This window comes from Eubacterium ruminantium (genome assembly GCF_900167085.1).
Lineage (GTDB): Bacteria > Bacillota > Clostridia > Lachnospirales > Lachnospiraceae > Eubacterium_Q > Eubacterium_Q ruminantium.
This window is the reverse complement of sequence record NZ_FUXA01000012.1, coordinates 58,831-76,264: the sequence shown is the minus strand read 5'-3', so window position 1 is coordinate 76,264 and position 17,434 is coordinate 58,831. Positions and strand designations below refer to the sequence as shown.

General features: G+C 38.1%; 15 protein-coding genes and 1 pseudogene. All 16 read right to left on the bottom strand.

Annotation, left to right across the window (positions count from 1 at the left end):
• Positions 1-14 precede the first annotated feature (14 nt).
• The 16 genes and pseudogenes from B5D25_RS10000 to tuf all read right to left on the bottom strand — a co-directional run bounded on the left by B5D25_RS10000 (position 15) and on the right by tuf (position 17,373).
• Positions 15-806 carry an RnfABCDGE type electron transport complex subunit B gene (locus B5D25_RS10000; protein WP_078787825.1) on the bottom strand — a complete coding sequence of 264 codons (792 nt, stop codon included), beginning with the start codon at positions 804-806 and terminating at the stop codon, positions 15-17.
• Between the two features lie 22 nt (positions 807-828).
• The gene (locus tag B5D25_RS09995) at positions 829-1,401 is read right to left on the bottom strand and encodes an electron transport complex protein RnfA (RefSeq protein ID WP_078787824.1); all 573 of its coding nucleotides are present in this window, start codon (positions 1,399-1,401) and stop codon (positions 829-831) included.
• A gap of 3 nt (positions 1,402-1,404) precedes the next feature.
• A complete protein-coding gene (gene rsxE / locus B5D25_RS13295) occupies positions 1,405-2,451 on the bottom strand; it encodes an electron transport complex subunit RsxE (protein WP_078787823.1) in 1,047 nt (348 codons plus the stop codon).
• A complete protein-coding gene (locus tag B5D25_RS13135) occupies positions 2,451-3,149 on the bottom strand; it encodes an RnfABCDGE type electron transport complex subunit G (RefSeq protein WP_242870237.1) in 699 nt (232 codons plus the stop codon). The genes rsxE and B5D25_RS13135 overlap by 1 nt, the downstream gene beginning before the upstream one ends.
• Before the next feature lie 84 nt (positions 3,150-3,233).
• Positions 3,234-4,169 (bottom strand): annotated as a pseudogene (locus B5D25_RS13130) (RnfABCDGE type electron transport complex subunit D); the annotation flags it as partial.
• Positions 4,170-4,178: 9 nt separating this feature from the next.
• Complete coding sequence (rsxC, locus tag B5D25_RS09980; protein WP_078787822.1) at positions 4,179-5,498, bottom strand: electron transport complex subunit RsxC; 1,320 nt, start codon at positions 5,496-5,498, stop codon at positions 4,179-4,181.
• A 105-nt stretch (positions 5,499-5,603) separates the two neighbouring features.
• Entirely contained in the window at positions 5,604-6,116 is a 513-nt protein-coding gene (locus B5D25_RS09975; protein ID WP_078787821.1) for a Gx transporter family protein, read from the bottom strand.
• Positions 6,117-6,138: 22 nt separating this feature from the next.
• Positions 6,139-6,447, bottom strand: coding sequence for a NusG domain II-containing protein (locus B5D25_RS09970; protein WP_276709062.1), 309 nt, complete (start codon positions 6,445-6,447; stop codon positions 6,139-6,141).
• A gap of 46 nt (positions 6,448-6,493) precedes the next feature.
• Positions 6,494-7,639, bottom strand: coding sequence for an FAD:protein FMN transferase (locus tag B5D25_RS09965; protein WP_078787819.1), 1,146 nt, complete (start codon positions 7,637-7,639; stop codon positions 6,494-6,496).
• Positions 7,640-7,885: 246 nt separating this feature from the next.
• Positions 7,886-9,010 carry an SLC13 family permease gene (locus B5D25_RS09960; RefSeq protein ID WP_078787818.1) on the bottom strand — a complete coding sequence of 375 codons (1,125 nt, stop codon included), beginning with the start codon at positions 9,008-9,010 and terminating at the stop codon, positions 7,886-7,888.
• Positions 9,011-9,025: 15 nt separating this feature from the next.
• The gene (proC, locus tag B5D25_RS09955) at positions 9,026-9,820 is read right to left on the bottom strand and encodes a pyrroline-5-carboxylate reductase (protein WP_078787817.1); all 795 of its coding nucleotides are present in this window, start codon (positions 9,818-9,820) and stop codon (positions 9,026-9,028) included.
• A 62-nt stretch (positions 9,821-9,882) separates the two neighbouring features.
• Positions 9,883-10,815: a leucine-rich repeat protein gene (locus B5D25_RS09950; RefSeq protein ID WP_078787816.1), complete on the bottom strand. Its 933-nt coding sequence runs from the start codon at positions 10,813-10,815 to the stop codon at positions 9,883-9,885.
• A 25-nt stretch (positions 10,816-10,840) separates the two neighbouring features.
• On the bottom strand, positions 10,841-12,364 hold the full coding sequence (locus tag B5D25_RS09945; protein ID WP_078787815.1) for an ATP-binding protein: 1,524 nt from the start codon (positions 12,362-12,364) through the stop codon (positions 10,841-10,843).
• 389 nt (positions 12,365-12,753) lie between these two features.
• A complete protein-coding gene (locus B5D25_RS09940; RefSeq protein ID WP_078787814.1) occupies positions 12,754-14,172 on the bottom strand; it encodes a vWA domain-containing protein in 1,419 nt (472 codons plus the stop codon).
• 125 nt (positions 14,173-14,297) lie between these two features.
• Positions 14,298-16,049, bottom strand: coding sequence for an acyltransferase family protein (locus B5D25_RS09935; protein ID WP_078787813.1), 1,752 nt, complete (start codon positions 16,047-16,049; stop codon positions 14,298-14,300).
• 136 nt (positions 16,050-16,185) lie between these two features.
• Positions 16,186-17,373, bottom strand: a complete 1,188-nt coding sequence (tuf, locus tag B5D25_RS09930; RefSeq protein WP_078787812.1) for an elongation factor Tu — start codon at positions 17,371-17,373, stop codon at positions 16,186-16,188.
• Positions 17,374-17,434: the final 61 nt, after the last annotated feature.

Below are 17,434 nucleotides of genomic sequence, written 5' to 3'. Positions count from 1 at the left end.
ACTTTATACCTTCTCTATGATATAGCCTTCATTGGGCATTTCTTCTCACATAAACCACAGTTTACGCACTTCTCATAATCTATCTTAGGAAGATTTCCATTCATTTCTATCGCTTCTTTTGGACATGACTTAACGCATAATGTACATCCGATACATCCGGCAGAACAAACATCCTTAACATCTAAGCCTCTGTCTTTATTGTTACACATTATTATATGTGTTTTATTATAAGGTATCATTTTTATAAGATGTCTTGGACAAATCTCCACACACTTCATACATGCTTTACATTTGTCCTTGTCTATAACAGCGACACCATCAACTATATCTATCGCACCAAACTCACATACCTTCTTACATTCTCCATATCCGAGGCATCCGTATGTACATGCCTTAGGTCCCTTATTCGGAGCATTTGAAGCTATGATACATGTCTTAGGTCCAACATAATTATAAAGTTCTTTTGCTTTGTTACAGTCGCCTTTACATTTCACAACCGCAACCATTTTAACGCTCTGTCCAACTTCGCCTCCAACTATCTTGGAAATTTTTTCAGCTACCGCATCTCCTCCAACAGGACAAGAATTAACAGGCGCTTTCCCCTCAGCGATCGCTTTGGCGAGACCGTCACATCCAGGAAATCCGCAGGCACCGCAGTTATTGCCCGGAAGAGCCTCTCTTACTGCAGCTTCTGTTTCACTGGTTTCAACTTTAAATATTTCACTGGCTTTACCAAGGAGTATTCCGACAAGGATTGCCACTCCCGCAATAATACCGGCTGCTATGAGAATATGTATATAATTCATTTATATACCTCCCGAATAGTTCTTATAAAAGTCCTGAAAATCCGCTGAACGCAAGGGCCATAAGACCTGCCGCAAGAAGGATCATCGGTCCTCCCTTAAAGGCTTCAGGGACATCATTATCCTCTGTCTTCTCTCTGATGCTTGCCAGTATTACTATTGCTATGGCAAAACCTACAGCTGAGAACATTCCGTTTAATATACATCTCGCAATTGAAAGCTTATTCTGAACATTGCTGATAGCAATTCCAAGAACCGCACAGTTTGTCGTTATAAGCGGAAGATAAACTCCAAGCGCTTTATATAAAGATCTGACTTTCTTCTTAAGAAACATCTCTACAAACTGAACAAGTCCCGCAATGATAAGAATAAATGCTATCGTATTGAGATATTCAATCTTTAAAGGAACAAGTACATGATAGTAAATGATACTTGTTACTGTCGATGCAAGTGTCATAACGAATATAACAGCCGCACCCATTCCCGCTGCAGTTTTTGTATTCTTTGAAACTCCTATAAATGGACAGAGTCCCTGGAACTGTACGAGAACAACATTATTGATCAAAGCTGCAGATACAGCAAAAAGAAATATATTCATATGCTACACCTGCCTTTCTTTATCTTTCTTTAATTTACCTGTAGATGACTTGGCATTATCCTTATCATCTTTCTTTTTATCATCATTTACTGCAAGGACATCTGTCTTTGCTTCAGGATCGTTATCATCCATCTTGGAATCCTTATCAGAAACCTTAGACTCATCAGCCTTTTCATCATTTTTTTCGTCCGACTTATTGTCCGGCTTATTTTCTGATTTATTTTCTGACTTATCATCCTGTTTATCATTATCCTTCTTTTCGGAAGAATTTGTTTTATTATCTTCAGAATCCTTCTTAACAGGTTCTGCTGCCTGTGCATTTGCTCTTTTATCAGCACATTCCTTCATAAGCTTCTCAGCTTCTTCAGGACTTACCTTCTTGCCTGCACATGCAAAATTCGTACATCCTTCACATCCATCGATGCGGCGTAAATTAGGCTTTGTACCATTTTTCTTAGCTTTCTTGATGGTCATTCCATTTATGAATGCAATGATAAATGCCAATACAAAGAATGCACCCGGGTTCATGGCAAAGATTCTTATAGGATCAAAAAGATCTGCTGTTACTTTTATTCCGAATAAAGTTCCTGCACCCAGAAGTTCTCTGATCATACCGATAACAGTAAGACCGAGTGTAAATCCAAGTCCCATACCGATTCCGTCAAATATAGACAGAAGAACTTTATTCTTACCTGCATAACTCTCAGCTCTTCCGAGTATTATACAGTTAACAACAATAAGTGGAATGAATACTCCAAGACTTTCATATAAGCCCGGAGTATATGCCTGCATAACAAAGCTTACAACTGTTACAAATGAAGCGATGATGGTTATATATGCAGGTATTCTCACCTTATCCGATATAAGATTTCTAAGCATGGAAATGAGCATATTACTCATAGTAAGTACTGCAAGAGTTGCAATACCCATTCCAAGTCCGTTTATAGCAGTCGAAGTAACTGCGAGTGTCGGACACATACCGAGCATCTGTACAAATGTCGGATTTTCTTTAATTATTCCGTTATATAATCTCTCCCAGTATTTCTTCATTACTTAGCACCTCCCCATGTTTCATTTGCATAGTTAAGCGCTTTATTAACTGCCTTTGTTACAGCGTTTGAAGTAATAGTTGCACCTGAGATTGCTGTTATCTCTTCATCAGATCCGGCAGGGTTCTTGGTTACAACATAATTCTTAACATTCTTGCCGATATACTGCTTAAGGAATGAAGGATCATCCTTAGCTTCCATACCAAGTCCGGCTGTCTCACTTATCTTAAGAACAGATATTCCTGTTATCACGCCGTCATTCCCAACAGCAACTGCCATCTGGATATCACCGCCATAACCTTCATGAGAAGTGATTATAATGATATGTCCTGCTGTATTTCCATCAGAAGATTTAGCATCCCAGATTTCATCTATATCAGCTTTAGCCGCGTAGATATCTTCAGCTTTATCATTTGCATCACTTATATTTATTTCCTTATTCTCTACATAAGAATCAGCCTCAGGGAAAATCTTTGTAAATGATTCCTGCTTATTCTTATCAGCTGTTTCTGCAATCGGTTTCTTTGTAAGATCATAGACTGCTCCAAGAAGAAGTCCTGCGAAAAGACCGATAATACAAATTGAAATAATGATATATGCAAGACTGTTCTTTTTCTTTTCTGAACGTTCTGCCTTATCCTGCAACTTTTTATTCCTGATCCATTCTTCAGCCTCTTCTGCTGTAAGACCTTCAGGCATTCCGATATTTTCATTACCCGGAATATTCTCTCTTCCACCTATGAATCCAAGATTCTCTGAAAGAGGCTTTTCATCATAACCTTCACCGAATGACTTAGGTTTTGTAACCATTTCGATAAGCGGTACAAGAAGGTTTGAAATGATTATGGCATACGAAACGCCTTCTGCACTTCCTCCGTAAATTCTGAGAACAAATGTAAGAAGTCCGAGGATAATACCAAATATAACCTTTCCGGATGCAGTAATAGGTGATGTCACATAGTCAGTCGCCATGAAAAATGCACCGAGCATAAGTCCACCACCAAAAAGATGTCTTGTAAGATAAAGACCTGCGTCCGAAAGTTCCATATGCTTACTCATTATAGCATAAAGGAAAATGCAGATTGAGAAAGTGAAAATATAATAAAATGGAATTCTTAAACTGATAACTTTCTTGATAAGAAGGTACAGCGCTCCGATAAGAAGTGCCGCTGCCGATGTCTCTCCTATAGTTCCTGCTTCATTTCCAAGGAACATCGAAAGTATGCTAGGAGCCTTACCTCCGTTCTTTAAAATAGTAAGCGGTGTTGCAGTTGTAACTCCGTCATAGACAAATGAAGTCATTCGTCCTGCGAAAGACATTACAAGAAAACATCTTGCAGCAAGGGCCGGGTTCATAAAATTCTGTCCCAAACCACCAAAAAGCTGTTTAACGACTATTATTGCAAATGCACATCCAAGGATTGCCATCCAGATTGGAAGCGTCGGTGGAAGGTTGAGTGCAAGAAGAAGTCCTGTTACAGCTGCCGAAAGATCCTTAACCGTAAGCTTTTTCTTAAACCAATATTCCGAAAGTGCTTCGAATGCAACGCACGAAACCATGCATACCATGATCAAAAGATATGCATCAAATCCGAAATTGATTATTCCCATTATAGCGGCCGGAATGAGTGCGATGATCACATCACCCATTATAGCCGTTGTAGATGATTTATCCCTTATATGAGGGGATGCCGATATATTTACCAAGTCTTTATTCATTCTCCCCTCCTACTTTTTCTTATTCGCAAGAAGAGCTTTTCTCGTTCCTGCTATTGTCTGTGTCAAATGTCTCTTTGCAGGGCAAACATAAGAACAGCAACCGCATTCGCAGCATTCCATTCCGCCTGCATCCAGGAATTTCTCGTATCTGCCATGTTCAGCATAATCCGCTAAAATATTAGGCATAACTCTTCCCGGGCAAATAGATACACATCTTCCGCACTTGATGCATGATGACGGCTCAAGTTCAGCAACCTCATCCTTTGAAAGCGCAAGTATAGAAGATGTTCCCTTTGTTATAGGAATATCGAGAGAAAATATCGCTCTACCCATCATCGGTCCACCGGAAATAACTTTTTCCGGTTCAACCTTATATCCGCCGGCAGCCTCGATAAGTTCTCTGTAAGATGTTCCGAGAGGCACAATGAAGTTGCCCGGCTCAGCAATCGCATCACCGGAAACCGTCACAACTCTTGAAATAAGCGGCCGCCCCTCAATAACAGCTTCATATATCGAAATGATAGTATCCACATTATTTACAATAACGCCTGCATCAGCAGGAAGCATTTTGGAATTAACAAATCTTCCTGTAGAAGCATAAATAAGCTGACGCTCTGCACCCTGAGGATATTTTGTTTTTAATTGTCTTACAGTGATATTCGGAAGATCCTTTGTCATTTCCTTAAGGATCTTGATAGCCTCCGGTTTATTGTCTTCTACAGCAATAATACCTCTGGCTCTATTGAAAAGATTTACCACAATCTGAAGTCCGAGTATCAGTTTCATAGGTTCTTCTATCATTCTTCTGTAATCGGAGGTGATGTAAGGTTCACACTCTGCTCCGTTCACGATTATGGTATCAATGTCAGCTTCATTCTTTGGTGAAAGCTTAACATGTGTAGGAAAGCCTGCTCCGCCCATTCCGACGATGCCCGCTTCTTTGATAATATCTATAACATCTTCTCTGTAGAGAGTTTCAAGATTTTTGATATTCTGAGAATAATCCATTTCTTCAAAGAAATGATCATTATCGATGATTATTGAATCAACTTTATTTCCACCGGGAGTAAGACGTTTTTCAATAGCCTTAACTGTTCCGGATACTGTTGAATGAACGTTTGCAGAAACAAATCCCGTTGCTTCTGCTATCTTCTGTCCCGCAACAACTTTGTCGCCCTTTTCCACAATAGGTTTTGCAGGGGCGCCAATATGCTGGCTTAAAGGAAGAACTATCTCTCCCTTAGGAACATAAACTTTTATCTCTTTATAATTTGAAAGCTTTTTGCCGCCATACGGATGAATTCCACCCTTAAACGTAAAAATCGCCACTTATCCCTTACCTCTTTCGTTAATCTCAACTGATATTCTACTATATGACATTCTATAATACAACTTCATTTGTTTTGCTTTTTTATGTCATTTCAATTAAATTTTTTATATTTTTTCTATCACTATTCCGGAGATGATACCGACAATCATTCCGGAGATTGCTCCCACTGCCAGAAGAACCCCGAGATAGTATAAAAGGCTCATATTTCCAATCATAAATGCAGCCACAAGAATCTGCCCGAGGTTATGGAATATCCCTCCGATAACACTGACTCCTGTTTTTCCGAAAATAGGAAGTTTCATCGCCAGATACATAACGATCACGGCAAATATGAACCCTGCCGCACTATATATTATCATCACCGGATTTCCGAAAAGCAGCGACGAAAGTACAATTCGGGCAAGTGCTATAAATATAGTATCTCTGAGACCAAGTTTATATAAAGAATAAACCGTAACTATATTTGACAGCCCTATCCTTACTCCCGGCACGGCTGCGAAGACCGGTATAAAACTTTCAATATATGAAAGTACCATCGCAAGAGCGATAAGCGCTCCTCTATATGCTATTTTTTTATTTTTACTGAGAGTAGGCTTGCTACTTTCACTTTCTCCCATGATTTAATCCTCCGGAACAATGTCATTCGATAACTTCAACGATAAGCCTATGAGGCAGACAAATGATGGTCTCTCCGGTCTTACTTATCTTACCCTGCTTCACACAAAGTCTGTCCGGACAGTCCGCTTCTTTGATATAAGCCTTATTATTTTTCACAACTACGGTATTAAATCCGCCATTATATCCATCAAATGAATATTCTTTATCCTCTTCAAGTGATGCCACAAGCACGACTTTCCCATCAATACTTACCTTTATCCTCTTACCTTTATGCATAAATGATCTCATCATAATTAATAAGATCACTCCGAATAAAACGGCAGAAATCATCAAAATGACATCACCCTTAGTGATCAGTTTTTTTTTCATATTCAACCTATTCTTCCACAAATCTGTCTTTAAGACCGTCGGTTACGGTAATATTTCCTTTATCATCTATAAAGATTGCTTCTGCATTATACATTTCCAGAAGCTTCTCTGATCTTTCCTTACCCAGTATAAAGCATGCAGTTGAAAGTCCGTCACTGATCAGACCGGAATATTTCGGCTGAATGCATTTTTCATCGCATACTATTGTAACTGAAACAAGTCCTGACTCTGCCGGAAATAAAGTCGCAGGATCAATGATATGATGATATCTTTTCCCATCTTTATCTATGTATTTCTCATAACTACCTGATGTAGAAATGCATACCTTATCACTGCCTGAATGGACTTTTATATATCCAACCAGATCATTCATCTCACCCTTTGGATCTCTGATACCTATCTTAAAATCAGAATTATCTTTTTTAGATCCATGAACCATAATGCTTCCACCGACAGAAAGGACAACACCTGTATTACCATCAACAAATTTATCTTCATAAACCTTATCCAGTGCATAGCCCTTACCTACAGAACCGAAGTCCATTTTTACTCCATCCAAAGTTACAGCTTCTTTATCTTCATCGACTGTAATCTTCTTATATCCTGTTTCTAAAGCGGCTTTTTCCAGCTCACTTTTATCCGGAACCTTATAATCTTCGGCACTTCCGCTATATCCTTCTATCCCCCATTCATCAAGAACAGGTCTTAAAGTGATATCAAGAGCGCCTTCACTGTCATCACAAAGCTTTAATATCATTTTCGTAACTTCTGTTATTTCTTTCTTATCAGCCGGATCAACTTTATCCAGAGAAGGATCGTTTTTATTGATTTTGTAAATAAGGCCGTTTTCTATTCTCCAGGAAATCTTCTCATCTGTTGCATGAACCGATTCAAATATTCTTTCCGCCTTTTCTTTTACTTCTTTATCAGCCGCACCTCCGGCACCGCTTTCAAAATCTCCATATAACGTAAGAGTTATCTCAGTTCCCATAGCAAAATCATGAGTGGTATATGAATCCATCCCATTACTGTAGCTTCCTACTTCTTCTTTATTTGAAGAGCGGTTTTTATATATAACAAAGCCCACAATGAGAGCTATACTTGCTGTAAATAAAATGATCAGTCCTATGATCGTTCGTTTATTATTTTCCATTTTTCAATCATTTCCAAATTTATATATTAAACTTTTTTATAAACGGTATTATATTCGTAAAACAACCTGCCTATTGCTATGAATGCATGTCTAAAGGCTCGTGTCTATACGTATGCCATTTTATAATAAACCCGGTCGTTTCTTCAACTTTTTTAATCACTCAAAGTGCATTCCGACTACATTATTTTCATATCAATATAAAACGGACCGGAACTCTTACAAGTTTCCGGCCCGCGTAACGCATCATCAATTATTCAATATATAATATTCACTTACAAGGAAAACAAGGAAAATAATACTGAAGACTGTAAATGTCAGAATATATTTTCCCTTCCTATTTCCTTTTACACGTCCATAAAGTTTAAATGATATAAGACTCGCCATCGATGCAATAAGTGTACCGAGCCCACCAAAATCCGCTCCGATACAAACTGCTTTATAATTTGTTGTCATACCTGATATAAGTATGGTTGTCGGTACATTATTTATGAACTGACTTGTGATCAGTGTTGTTTCAAATTCTCTGCCTGCAACAATATTTGAAAGGAATTCATTTACGACATCCACTCTTTTCATATTTCCAACAAATATAAACAGAAATAAAAATGTCAGCAGCAGGAAATAATCCACTTCCAAAAGATTTTTTCTGTCAAATATGATAACAGCAACAATAACTATCCCAAGTACCAGATAGTATGGTAAAACTCTTAACACAACCGTAAGGCTGAGAACGAAAAGAACGAGATAAATAATTGTTCTTAGCGGCGTCTCATATCCGGGTTTGTAATCTTCCTTGTGACTTCTGTTGATCTTTTTATTTCCTGTAACAAGACAGGTCATGACTACAAGGATCACAAATGCAAGCAATGTATAAGGAAGCATCATTTTTACAAATGCAACCGGATGGAAATGAGCCAGATCATATAAGAATAAATTATGCGGATTTCCTATCGGTGTCAGCATACTTCCAAGGTTAGCTGCAATAGTCTGCAGAACAATTATAGGAATCAGATACCCATCCTGTCCTGCCATGCAAAGCACCTCAATCGCGAAAGGCACAAATGTTATCAGCGCAACATCATTTGTAATAAACATCGAAAATAAGAAGCAAAGAAGCACCAGCACCAATCCTAAAACTCTTAATTGAGATACTTTATCGAGAAGATTTTTGGCTATCTTCCTGAAAAAACCCTGTCCGCTAAGTCCCGACATTATTATCATAAGAGAAAGCAGGGTTCCGAGAGTTTTGAAATTAATGTAGTCTAAGTATTGCTTATCAAACGGTACAAGAAAAACCGACATTACAGCAAGAATAAATGAAACCATTGTAACCGGTTCATTTTTAAATAAATTCTTTATAACACGGAGCATGATATTTCTTTTCTCCTACAGTTTTCTGGAAATGTCTGCGCAAGCTTCCATAGCTTCGATAAGGCTGCTTCTGAATCCTTTATCTTCAAGAACTCTGACAGCTTCTATTGTTGTTCCTGCAGGTGAGCAAACCATGTCCTTTAATTCTCCAGGATGTTTGCCTGTTTCAAGAACCATTTTTGCACTACCGTACACTGCCTGAGCAGCAAATTTATATGCTTTATTTCTTGGCATGCCGAGTCTTACTGCTCCATCTGCCATAGCTTCTATCATCATAAATACATATGCAGGCGAACTTCCGGAAACAGATACAACAGCTTCCATGATCTTTTCAGGAACAACTTCTGCTTCTCCAAACGAAGAAAGGATCTTCATAACTTCTGCAAGCTCTTCCTCTGTTACTTCATCGCTAGGACTAACTCCTGTCATTCCCTCACCAACAAGAGCAGGTGTATTAGGCATAGTTCTAACTATCTTGAGCTTCTTTCCGAAAGCTTCATTGAACCAGGCAATAGTCTTTCCTGCAACGATTGAAATAATAAGTTTATTCTCATCAACCTGATCTTTAAGTTCTGCAGCTACTGCAGGGATAACCTGTGGCTTAACAGCAAAAAGGATGATCTCAGCCTTCTCAACAACTTCCTTATTGTCTGCAGTTACAGCGATACCAAAGCTTTCCTTTGCTTTATTTCTCTCTGACTCAACAGGTGAAGAACAGATGATATCATTTTTACCTAATATCTCTTTCTTTATAATCCCTCCAATTATGGCGCTTGCCATATTTCCTGCACCTATAATACCAAGTTTCATTTCTGTATCCTCCTGGAATAAATATTATTTATCTATATTTCCGCAAATAATGTGGATAATATTTAAAGTTCAAACTGATCAAAGAAATCTGTCTCTGCCGGCTTATTTTGCTCATTCCAGCAAATAAATACAGCCTTCATTTCCGGATGTTTATCTCCCAGATCATTTAATGTATCATAAAAATTTTCATCATTCAGACAACCGATTTCTACATATAATTCATAGTACTTTTTCTCGTGTCCGAATTCTTCTTTAAGTACCTGCCAGCTTTCATCTGAATCACAACCAACCGAATGATCTCTTAAATAATCCTTCAACTGATTCTCGGTTTTTTCTTCTATTCCTGTGTTATAAAGCAGTCTCAGAAATGCCAGCCTTACTTTTTCTTTTCTCTTATTTCTTATAAAGCTTTCAAGAGTACAATCTATATCTTCTTCGCCGCAAAGAATAAGCTCAGTGTGTCCTTCTTCATCATCTTCTTCAATAAATGATATTATCTTATGATCAAATCCTTTAAACCACTCATCTCTGCCGGCTTCTTTGATATTCAGAAGAAAATCCGCCTCTTTAAGATTAATGGCACAAGCAAGCAGTCTTGCTGTATCTTCCTTTTCCTTATCATTCATTGAAATGAATTTTTTATCAGGATAATCTTTCCTGCTCCTTGGCATAATTTTGACCAGTTTGCTGTCTCCAAGGAAAGGTGAACGTCCCATGGCAAGAGTTCTCTTCGGGATCTCAACCTCAGTAAGCATTTTGCAATATGAAAAGCACCAATCAGAAAGTTTCTTTATATTATCCGGCAGGACAACCCGCCTTAAACTCCTCGTATTCATAAATGCTTTTTTATCTATCGTTCTTACTTTGGCATCCTCAATAGTTTCCGGTATCTCAAGCACTTCATCATCCCCTGAGTAGGACGTAACAGTTACCGAATTATCTTTAATTGTATAATATAATTCTCCCTTGGGAGTTTTGAATATATTATCCTGCATATTACCTCATCTGGTTATCAATATTTTAGATTTCAAGTTCCAGGATTTCCTGCTTAATGGCATCCTGTCTCTCTGAGATCATCAAAGTTTCACTCGCTCTAGTATAATCCTCAGAACCGAACTGTGCAATAAATCTTGAACTATTTTCGTTAACAGTCAGTTCTGTCACAAGAAGAAGCATTTCATTTCCTTCTTCAAATGCCTTGCCCACATACTCAAATAAATTATGAAGTCTTGCTTTTACATTAGAAACGCTCTCTTTCATTTCAGCAACTTCATCATCAAATCCGGCCTTAACCACTGCAAATGCGTCATTTACATCTTTATTTTCATTTCCTTTTTCAACAAGGATCTTTATGCTGTTACTGAAGAATTCGATAATCCTTCTAAATCTATACTTGTCTTTATCAGAAAGTGAACTTGCCTTCGCCAGATTATCTTTACGTTTCTTCTGGCCATCCACAAGTTTTTCCATAAAGCTTATCATTTCTGTTGTATCATTTTTCTCTGCAATATTTGTCTTCAGAGCCTTCAAGAGTTTAAGGAGTTCTGTCAGATATTCTGATGTTTCCATCACATCTTTTATTTCAGAAATAACCTTATCCATGAGCATACCGAGAACCGAAAGTCTTTCGTCAAATCCGGCTTTATTTCCTCGGATATATGCGGTTTCAGGCGCATTTCCGCTCAAAATGTCATCCAGCCTGTAATCCTTTTTGTATTTATTGTAAAGATCATAATAAGCCGTGAATTCTTTGACAATCTTATTATTTCTGATGTACTGCCCAACGAGTGTTTCATCAACAGGAAGATTCTTCTCATTATAGAGATTAAGAATTGTCGAAAGGTCCTCCCATCCTCTGGCAGTAACATAAGAACGGCCATTTACCGTCATTTCCATATGGTAGAAGAAATCCTTATGAATCTCCAGGAAGCTGGTTATCTCGCTTCTGACATTATGTTCTCTTGCATATTTCTTCCATGTGTCGTAATCAGCCTCAACAGTAAGAACCTTCAATCTGTCCATGGTAACAACATCAAACTCGCGAACGCTCTTATTGTATTCCGGAGGATTTCCGGCCGTAACTATAACCCAACCGTCCGGAACTTTATGCTTTCCAAATACTTTATACTGAAGGAATTGAAGCATTGAAGGCGCCAGAGTTTCCGACACGCAATTGATCTCGTCCAGGAAAAGTATACCTTCTTTTACGCCCGATTCTTTCATAACCGAATAAATAGATGCTATAATCTCACTCATCGTATATTCAGAAACATCATATTCCATTCCTTCATATGTTTCATGCTTTATAAACGGAAGCCCAAGAGCCGACTGCCTTGTGTGATGTGTCATAGAGTATGAAACAAGCGCTATCCCAAGCTCCGAAGCCACCTGCTCCATTATCGCCGTTTTTCCTATACCCGGCGCACCCAAAAGAAAAATAGGTCTCTGTCTCACAACAGGAATTCTGTATTCGCCCCATTCATCTTTAAGAAGATATAAACTAACATCGTTCTTTATATAATTCTTAGCCTGATTTATATTCATCTATTCATTCTCCCGTAATCTAATTTACTATTTCTTGCTTAAATCTCCTGTTTGCTTACTGATATTCCATCATTTCCGAGGAATCCATTATGTTTTACTCATCGGCGCCATATAATTTCCGCATGAATTATTAGCACACTATTCGTGATCATCCCTGTTGTTCCAGTTATTATCCTGATTGTTGTACTGGTTGTTATACTGGGTGTTGCCCTAGTTGTTGCCTAGTTGTTGTACTGCTTGTTGCCCTGGTTGTTGTACTGCTTGTTGTACTGCTTGTTGTACTGCTTGTTGTACCGGTTGTTGTACCGGTTGTTGTACTGCTTGTTGTACTAGTTGTTGTACTGGTTGTTGTACTAGTCTTTATCCTGTTTTTTATTCTAGTTTTTGCTCTATTTACTATCCTCACTCTTACTTTGTTCTTTGACTGTGACTGTGGCTGTGGCTGCGGCTTCAGCTTCAGCTTCTCGTGCCTCTCTCTCCAGTCGAATAGCCTCCGCCTCAAGTTCCTCAGGTTCAAGTATTACCTTATAGGCCCACACCGGTGGTTTAGGTGCATACTCATCTTCTTCAAGAAATGCAAACATAACATCATAATCCGGCATCTTTTCCGGATAATCGCCATATCCATCCGTAAAATAAATGAGCCCCTTAAGATTAGTAAACTCCTTCTTTTCTATCAGCTCATCCACATATTTGAAAACCGGTCGAAAATCAGTAGTTCCGAATCCCTTAAGTTTTATATTTTCGCAGAACAGATCAAATTCATCATTATTGGTTATCTTCGTATCCTTCCTAATTTGGCTATCACATTGGATTATATGAATATTTACCTCCGAAAAGAAATTATCCTTACTCTTAAGTATACTATAAGTCTTCTTCAAAAATGTCCGAACTACCTCTCCCTTACAAGAAGCTGACGTATCCAGAACAATGATAAATTCTCTTATCTTTTCATTTTCTTTATACTCAAGAGGTTCGATAAGCGGCATATTTCCATACTTTTCAATTCCATATGTATAGTAAATGTAATCAAACTCATCATCATTTACATGTATATCCTCGCCACTCGACATGAAACGGCGAAGCAACTCCGAATAATCATATCGTTCCTTTGTAGCTTCTTTCAGCCCGGCATCTAGTTCCTCATTTCCATTTCCACTCCTGGAAAATGTCCTAAGATCCGTCTTCACTCTCTCACTTATCTTCTGCCACTTTGTGAGTTCAATGTTTATCTCTTTCTTCTGCCAGAAAATATGCTCGTCTCTATGAAATAAAACGAACCATTTTACCTTACCCGCTTCTGATATTCCGTACGTCCTCAAATGTTTATAAACCTTTTCTGCGGTAATACCGTTGCACTGTCGTCTTATTATCTGAAGCTGTTCTCTCGCCTCATCATCCTTCGTCAGAGAAAATGCCTTTATATCCATCGAAAGTATAGTAGCTTCTGTCGCAACATCCACCGCAAGATCCCATAAATTCTTATCGATCTTTGCATATCCAAACAGGTGAAAGAATATTAAATGCAGTAGTAAATGAAGATATATCCTCGGAATCATATTGGGCTCATCTTTATAAGTTTTCAGAATCCATACAGGGTCGTAGTATATGTTTATCCCATCTGTAGCCATACCACCGCCCACAACAGCCCCGGAAGCTTTGATATCCTTTTTGGGAATAAGCTTCATTTCTGCAAGAGCAATATCGAGAAATCTCAGATTAACAGCTATCTGATCTCTCGCTATTACAAGTATCTTCGTTGCAAGATCATTTATCTTTTTTTCTTTTTCTGAATTATTGTCTCTCATATTCCTCGTATAGGAGCAAACAAAAAATATTATTTCTCCCGTCACTCAAATAGAATTATTGTCTCTTGTATAAAAGCGGTGCAAAAATTGCACCGCTTCATAAATATAATGTGCTATATTTTTAATTACTTAACCGACTTATAGATAAGCTCAGCCAATGCATTGATTCCTTCCTCTGTAAGGAACGGTCCGCCGTCACTTACATATTCCGGTTTCTTTTCAACAGCCGCGTGCCAATCTATAATCGTAAGATTTGCATTCTTACTTGCAAGCATGGTCAATGTACTGTTAACTGTATCAGTATATTCAAGGCTTGTTCCGTATACATTTACCCAATATATCTTCTTGCCTTCGCCTGCAGCTTTAATTATTTCCTGTCCTGTTTCCTCGGAGAACTCACCATTGCTACCAAGCATGATAACTACGATATCTCTAAGATTTCCTTGTTCTTTAATACTGTTTATAACATCGACACCATCATAAGCCGCCTGACGATTCTGTGAAGCATCTATATAAACTTCCGGCATCTTACTTACTATTTCAGAACTGATACCCTGGAGCATGAAGTCACCAATAACAGTTACCTTAGATGAATCAGCAGGTGATGCAAGTTCAGGCTTTGGTTTCTCAGTTGTAGGCGCCTCTGTAGTTGCTTGTGTAGTAAGTGTAGTCGATATCTCTGTTGTTGTTTTCTTTTCCTTAGGCTTCTTGTCTGATCCTTTATTGTCCGATGAAGAATTTGAACTAACTATAAGTCCGATTATACCCATGAGCATAAATATTCCAAATATAACAATAGGTAAAAGTCTTACTAACTTAGTAGTCGGATCTTTAACTTTCTCGGAATCATAAATCATTCTCTTAATATCATCCGAATTAATAAAATGAATTGCTTTATAGATTCCAAATGTTATAGCTAAGATCAATAAAACAAGAATGATTCTTCCGCCGATTCCGTTTGTCCATCCCTTATATACAAATATGATCACCATAGATATAAATGTTATAAGGAACTCAAGCCACATCTTTCCAAGGAATTTAAATATTCCGAGGTCAACAATACCTCCAATCTTAAGATACTGTGCTGTAGCAAGCCAAACCATAACGCCCATTGCTGCTATTACAAGGATTATTCCAAGTCTTGACCAGATGTTGCTTCCTGTTAAGAAGATAATTCCTACAATAACTATAAGTGAAGCAGCTATGAACATAAGCGTTCTATACATTTTATAATCAGCCGGGAGTGAACTATATTTAAGTTTCTTCTTATATATGAGGGCCGCCATCATACCAACGATGAATGGATAAATCTTACATAAACCAAAATTGCTTATAGCAATTGTTATAGCCTCTATAAGGGCTACAATAAGAAGAAATATATTGGATGCCGTTGGTCCGTTTTTATCAGCTATCATATTCCAAATATGGAATAGCAATGGAAATACAATGAAGAATACCGTAAATCCTAAAACTGATTTAATTATCTCTTTTCCAACTATTCTTGTAATTGGATGAGAAAGTATAAGTGATAAACCACAAAATGCAAAAAGAAGAACAAGTATTTCAAGATAATAGTTCTTTATCCTTCTTATATAAAACTGAGAAACTTTATACTTGTCTTTTCTCATAAGACTTACAGCTGTAACAGTTGTTATATAACCAAGTACAACAAAGAACATTTGCAGGATTAAATCTCCTGATTTAAATACTTTAGGTGCAAGAATAGCACAAAGAGCGATAATTATAGATATACCTCTTAAACCATCAAGTCCCCTGTTCTTATTTACTTTCTTTTTTACCATTTTGGTTCCAGATTCCTTATCATATTTTCCGGTCTTGTCATACTCATTAGAATTTAAAGAAAACTGATTATCCATTATGACCTCCTCATAAACTTATATAATCCCCTTTTCATATCATATAGCAAAAACCAAAAAAATACAATGCAAAAAAAGCTTCCGGTATTAAACCGGAAGCCTTTTGTCTGATTTATAATATATCAATTATTGATAATTACTCAACGATTGAAACAACTGAACCAGAACCAACTGTTCTACCACCCTCACGGATAGCGAATCTAAGTCCCTGCTCCATAGCTACTGGATGGATGAGTTCGATTGTCATTTCTACGTTATCACCAGGCATGCACATTTCTGTACCTGCAGGAAGGTTACAAACACCTGTTACGTCTGTTGTTCTGAAGTAGAACTGTGGACGATAGTTGTTGAAGAATGGAGTATGACGTCCACCTTCATCCTTTGTAAGAACGTAAACCTGAGCTGTGAACTTCTTATGGCATGTTACTGTACCTGGCTTAGCAAGAACCTGACCTTTTTCGATCTGGTCTCTGTTGATACCACGAAGAAGAGCACCGATGTTATCACCAGCCTGAGCTTCGTCAAGCATCTTTCTGAACATTTCGATACCAGTAACAACTGTCTTCTGAACTTCTTCCTTGATACCAAGGATTTCAAGTTCGTCGTTAAGGTGAAGTGTACCTCTCTCTACTCTACCTGTAGCAACTGTACCACGACCTGTGATTGTGAATACGTCTTCTACTGGCATAAGGAATGGCTTATCTGTATCACGCTCTGGAGTTGGGATGTACTCATCAACTGTCTTCATGAGTTCCATGATCTTGTCTCCCCACTCACCGTTTGGATCTTCAAGAGCCTTAAGAGCTGAACCCTTAACGATTGGGCATCCTTCGAAACCATACTCTTCAAGAACTTCTGAAACTTCCATTTCAACGAGCTCGATAAGTTCTGGATCGTCAACCATATCACACTTATTAAGGAAAACGATGATATATGGAACGTTAACCTGACGTGCAAGAAGGATGTGCTCCTTTGTCTGAGCCATAACACCGTCTGTTGCAGCTACAACGAGGATAGCGCCGTCCATCTGTGCAGCACCTGTGATCATGTTCTTTACATAGTCAGCATGGCCTGGGCAGTCAACGTGTGCGTAATGTCTGTTATCTGTTTCGTACTCAACGTGAGCTGTAGAGATTGTGATACCTCTTTCTCTCTCTTCTGGAGCCTTATCAATGTTAGCGAAATCTACTGCTGCGTTTCCTGCTACTCTCTCAGAAAGTACTTTTGTAATAGCAGCTGTAAGAGTTGTTTTACCATGGTCTACGTGTCCGATTGTACCAATGTTACAATGTGGCTTTGTTCTTTCGAATTTTGCTTTTGCCATTTCTTTAATTCCTCCTTAATTTGCCCTGCATGGGCATTCTTAACAGTCTGAAACATATTAT

Coding starts and splice junctions, on each gene's coding strand:
- B5D25_RS09995 (WP_078787824.1), bottom strand. CDS start 1,401: ATGAATATATTTCTTTTTGCTGTATCTGCAGCTTTGATCAATAATGTT.
- tuf (WP_078787812.1), bottom strand. CDS start 17,373: ATGGCAAAAGCAAAATTCGAAAGAACAAAGCCACATTGTAACATTGGT.
- B5D25_RS09965 (WP_078787819.1), bottom strand. CDS start 7,639: ATGGAAAATAATAAACGAACGATCATAGGACTGATCATTTTATTTACA.
- B5D25_RS10000 (WP_078787825.1), bottom strand. CDS start 806: ATGAATTATATACATATTCTCATAGCAGCCGGTATTATTGCGGGAGTG.
- proC (WP_078787817.1), bottom strand. CDS start 9,820: ATGAAACTTGGTATTATAGGTGCAGGAAATATGGCAAGCGCCATAATT.
- B5D25_RS09945 (WP_078787815.1), bottom strand. CDS start 12,364: ATGAATATAAATCAGGCTAAGAATTATATAAAGAACGATGTTAGTTTA.
- B5D25_RS09960 (WP_078787818.1), bottom strand. CDS start 9,010: ATGCTCCGTGTTATAAAGAATTTATTTAAAAATGAACCGGTTACAATG.
- B5D25_RS09970 (WP_276709062.1), bottom strand. CDS start 6,447: ATGATTTCTGCCGTTTTATTCGGAGTGATCTTATTAATTATGATGAGA.
- B5D25_RS13135 (WP_242870237.1), bottom strand. CDS start 3,149: ATGCCTGAAGGTCTTACAGCAGAAGAGGCTGAAGAATGGATCAGGAAT.
- B5D25_RS09950 (WP_078787816.1), bottom strand. CDS start 10,815: ATGCAGGATAATATATTCAAAACTCCCAAGGGAGAATTATATTATACA.
- B5D25_RS09940 (WP_078787814.1), bottom strand. CDS start 14,172: ATGAGAGACAATAATTCAGAAAAAGAAAAAAAGATAAATGATCTTGCA.
- B5D25_RS09975 (WP_078787821.1), bottom strand. CDS start 6,116: ATGGGAGAAAGTGAAAGTAGCAAGCCTACTCTCAGTAAAAATAAAAAA.
- rsxE (WP_078787823.1), bottom strand. CDS start 2,451: ATGAAGAAATACTGGGAGAGATTATATAACGGAATAATTAAAGAAAAT.
- B5D25_RS09935 (WP_078787813.1), bottom strand. CDS start 16,049: ATGGATAATCAGTTTTCTTTAAATTCTAATGAGTATGACAAGACCGGA.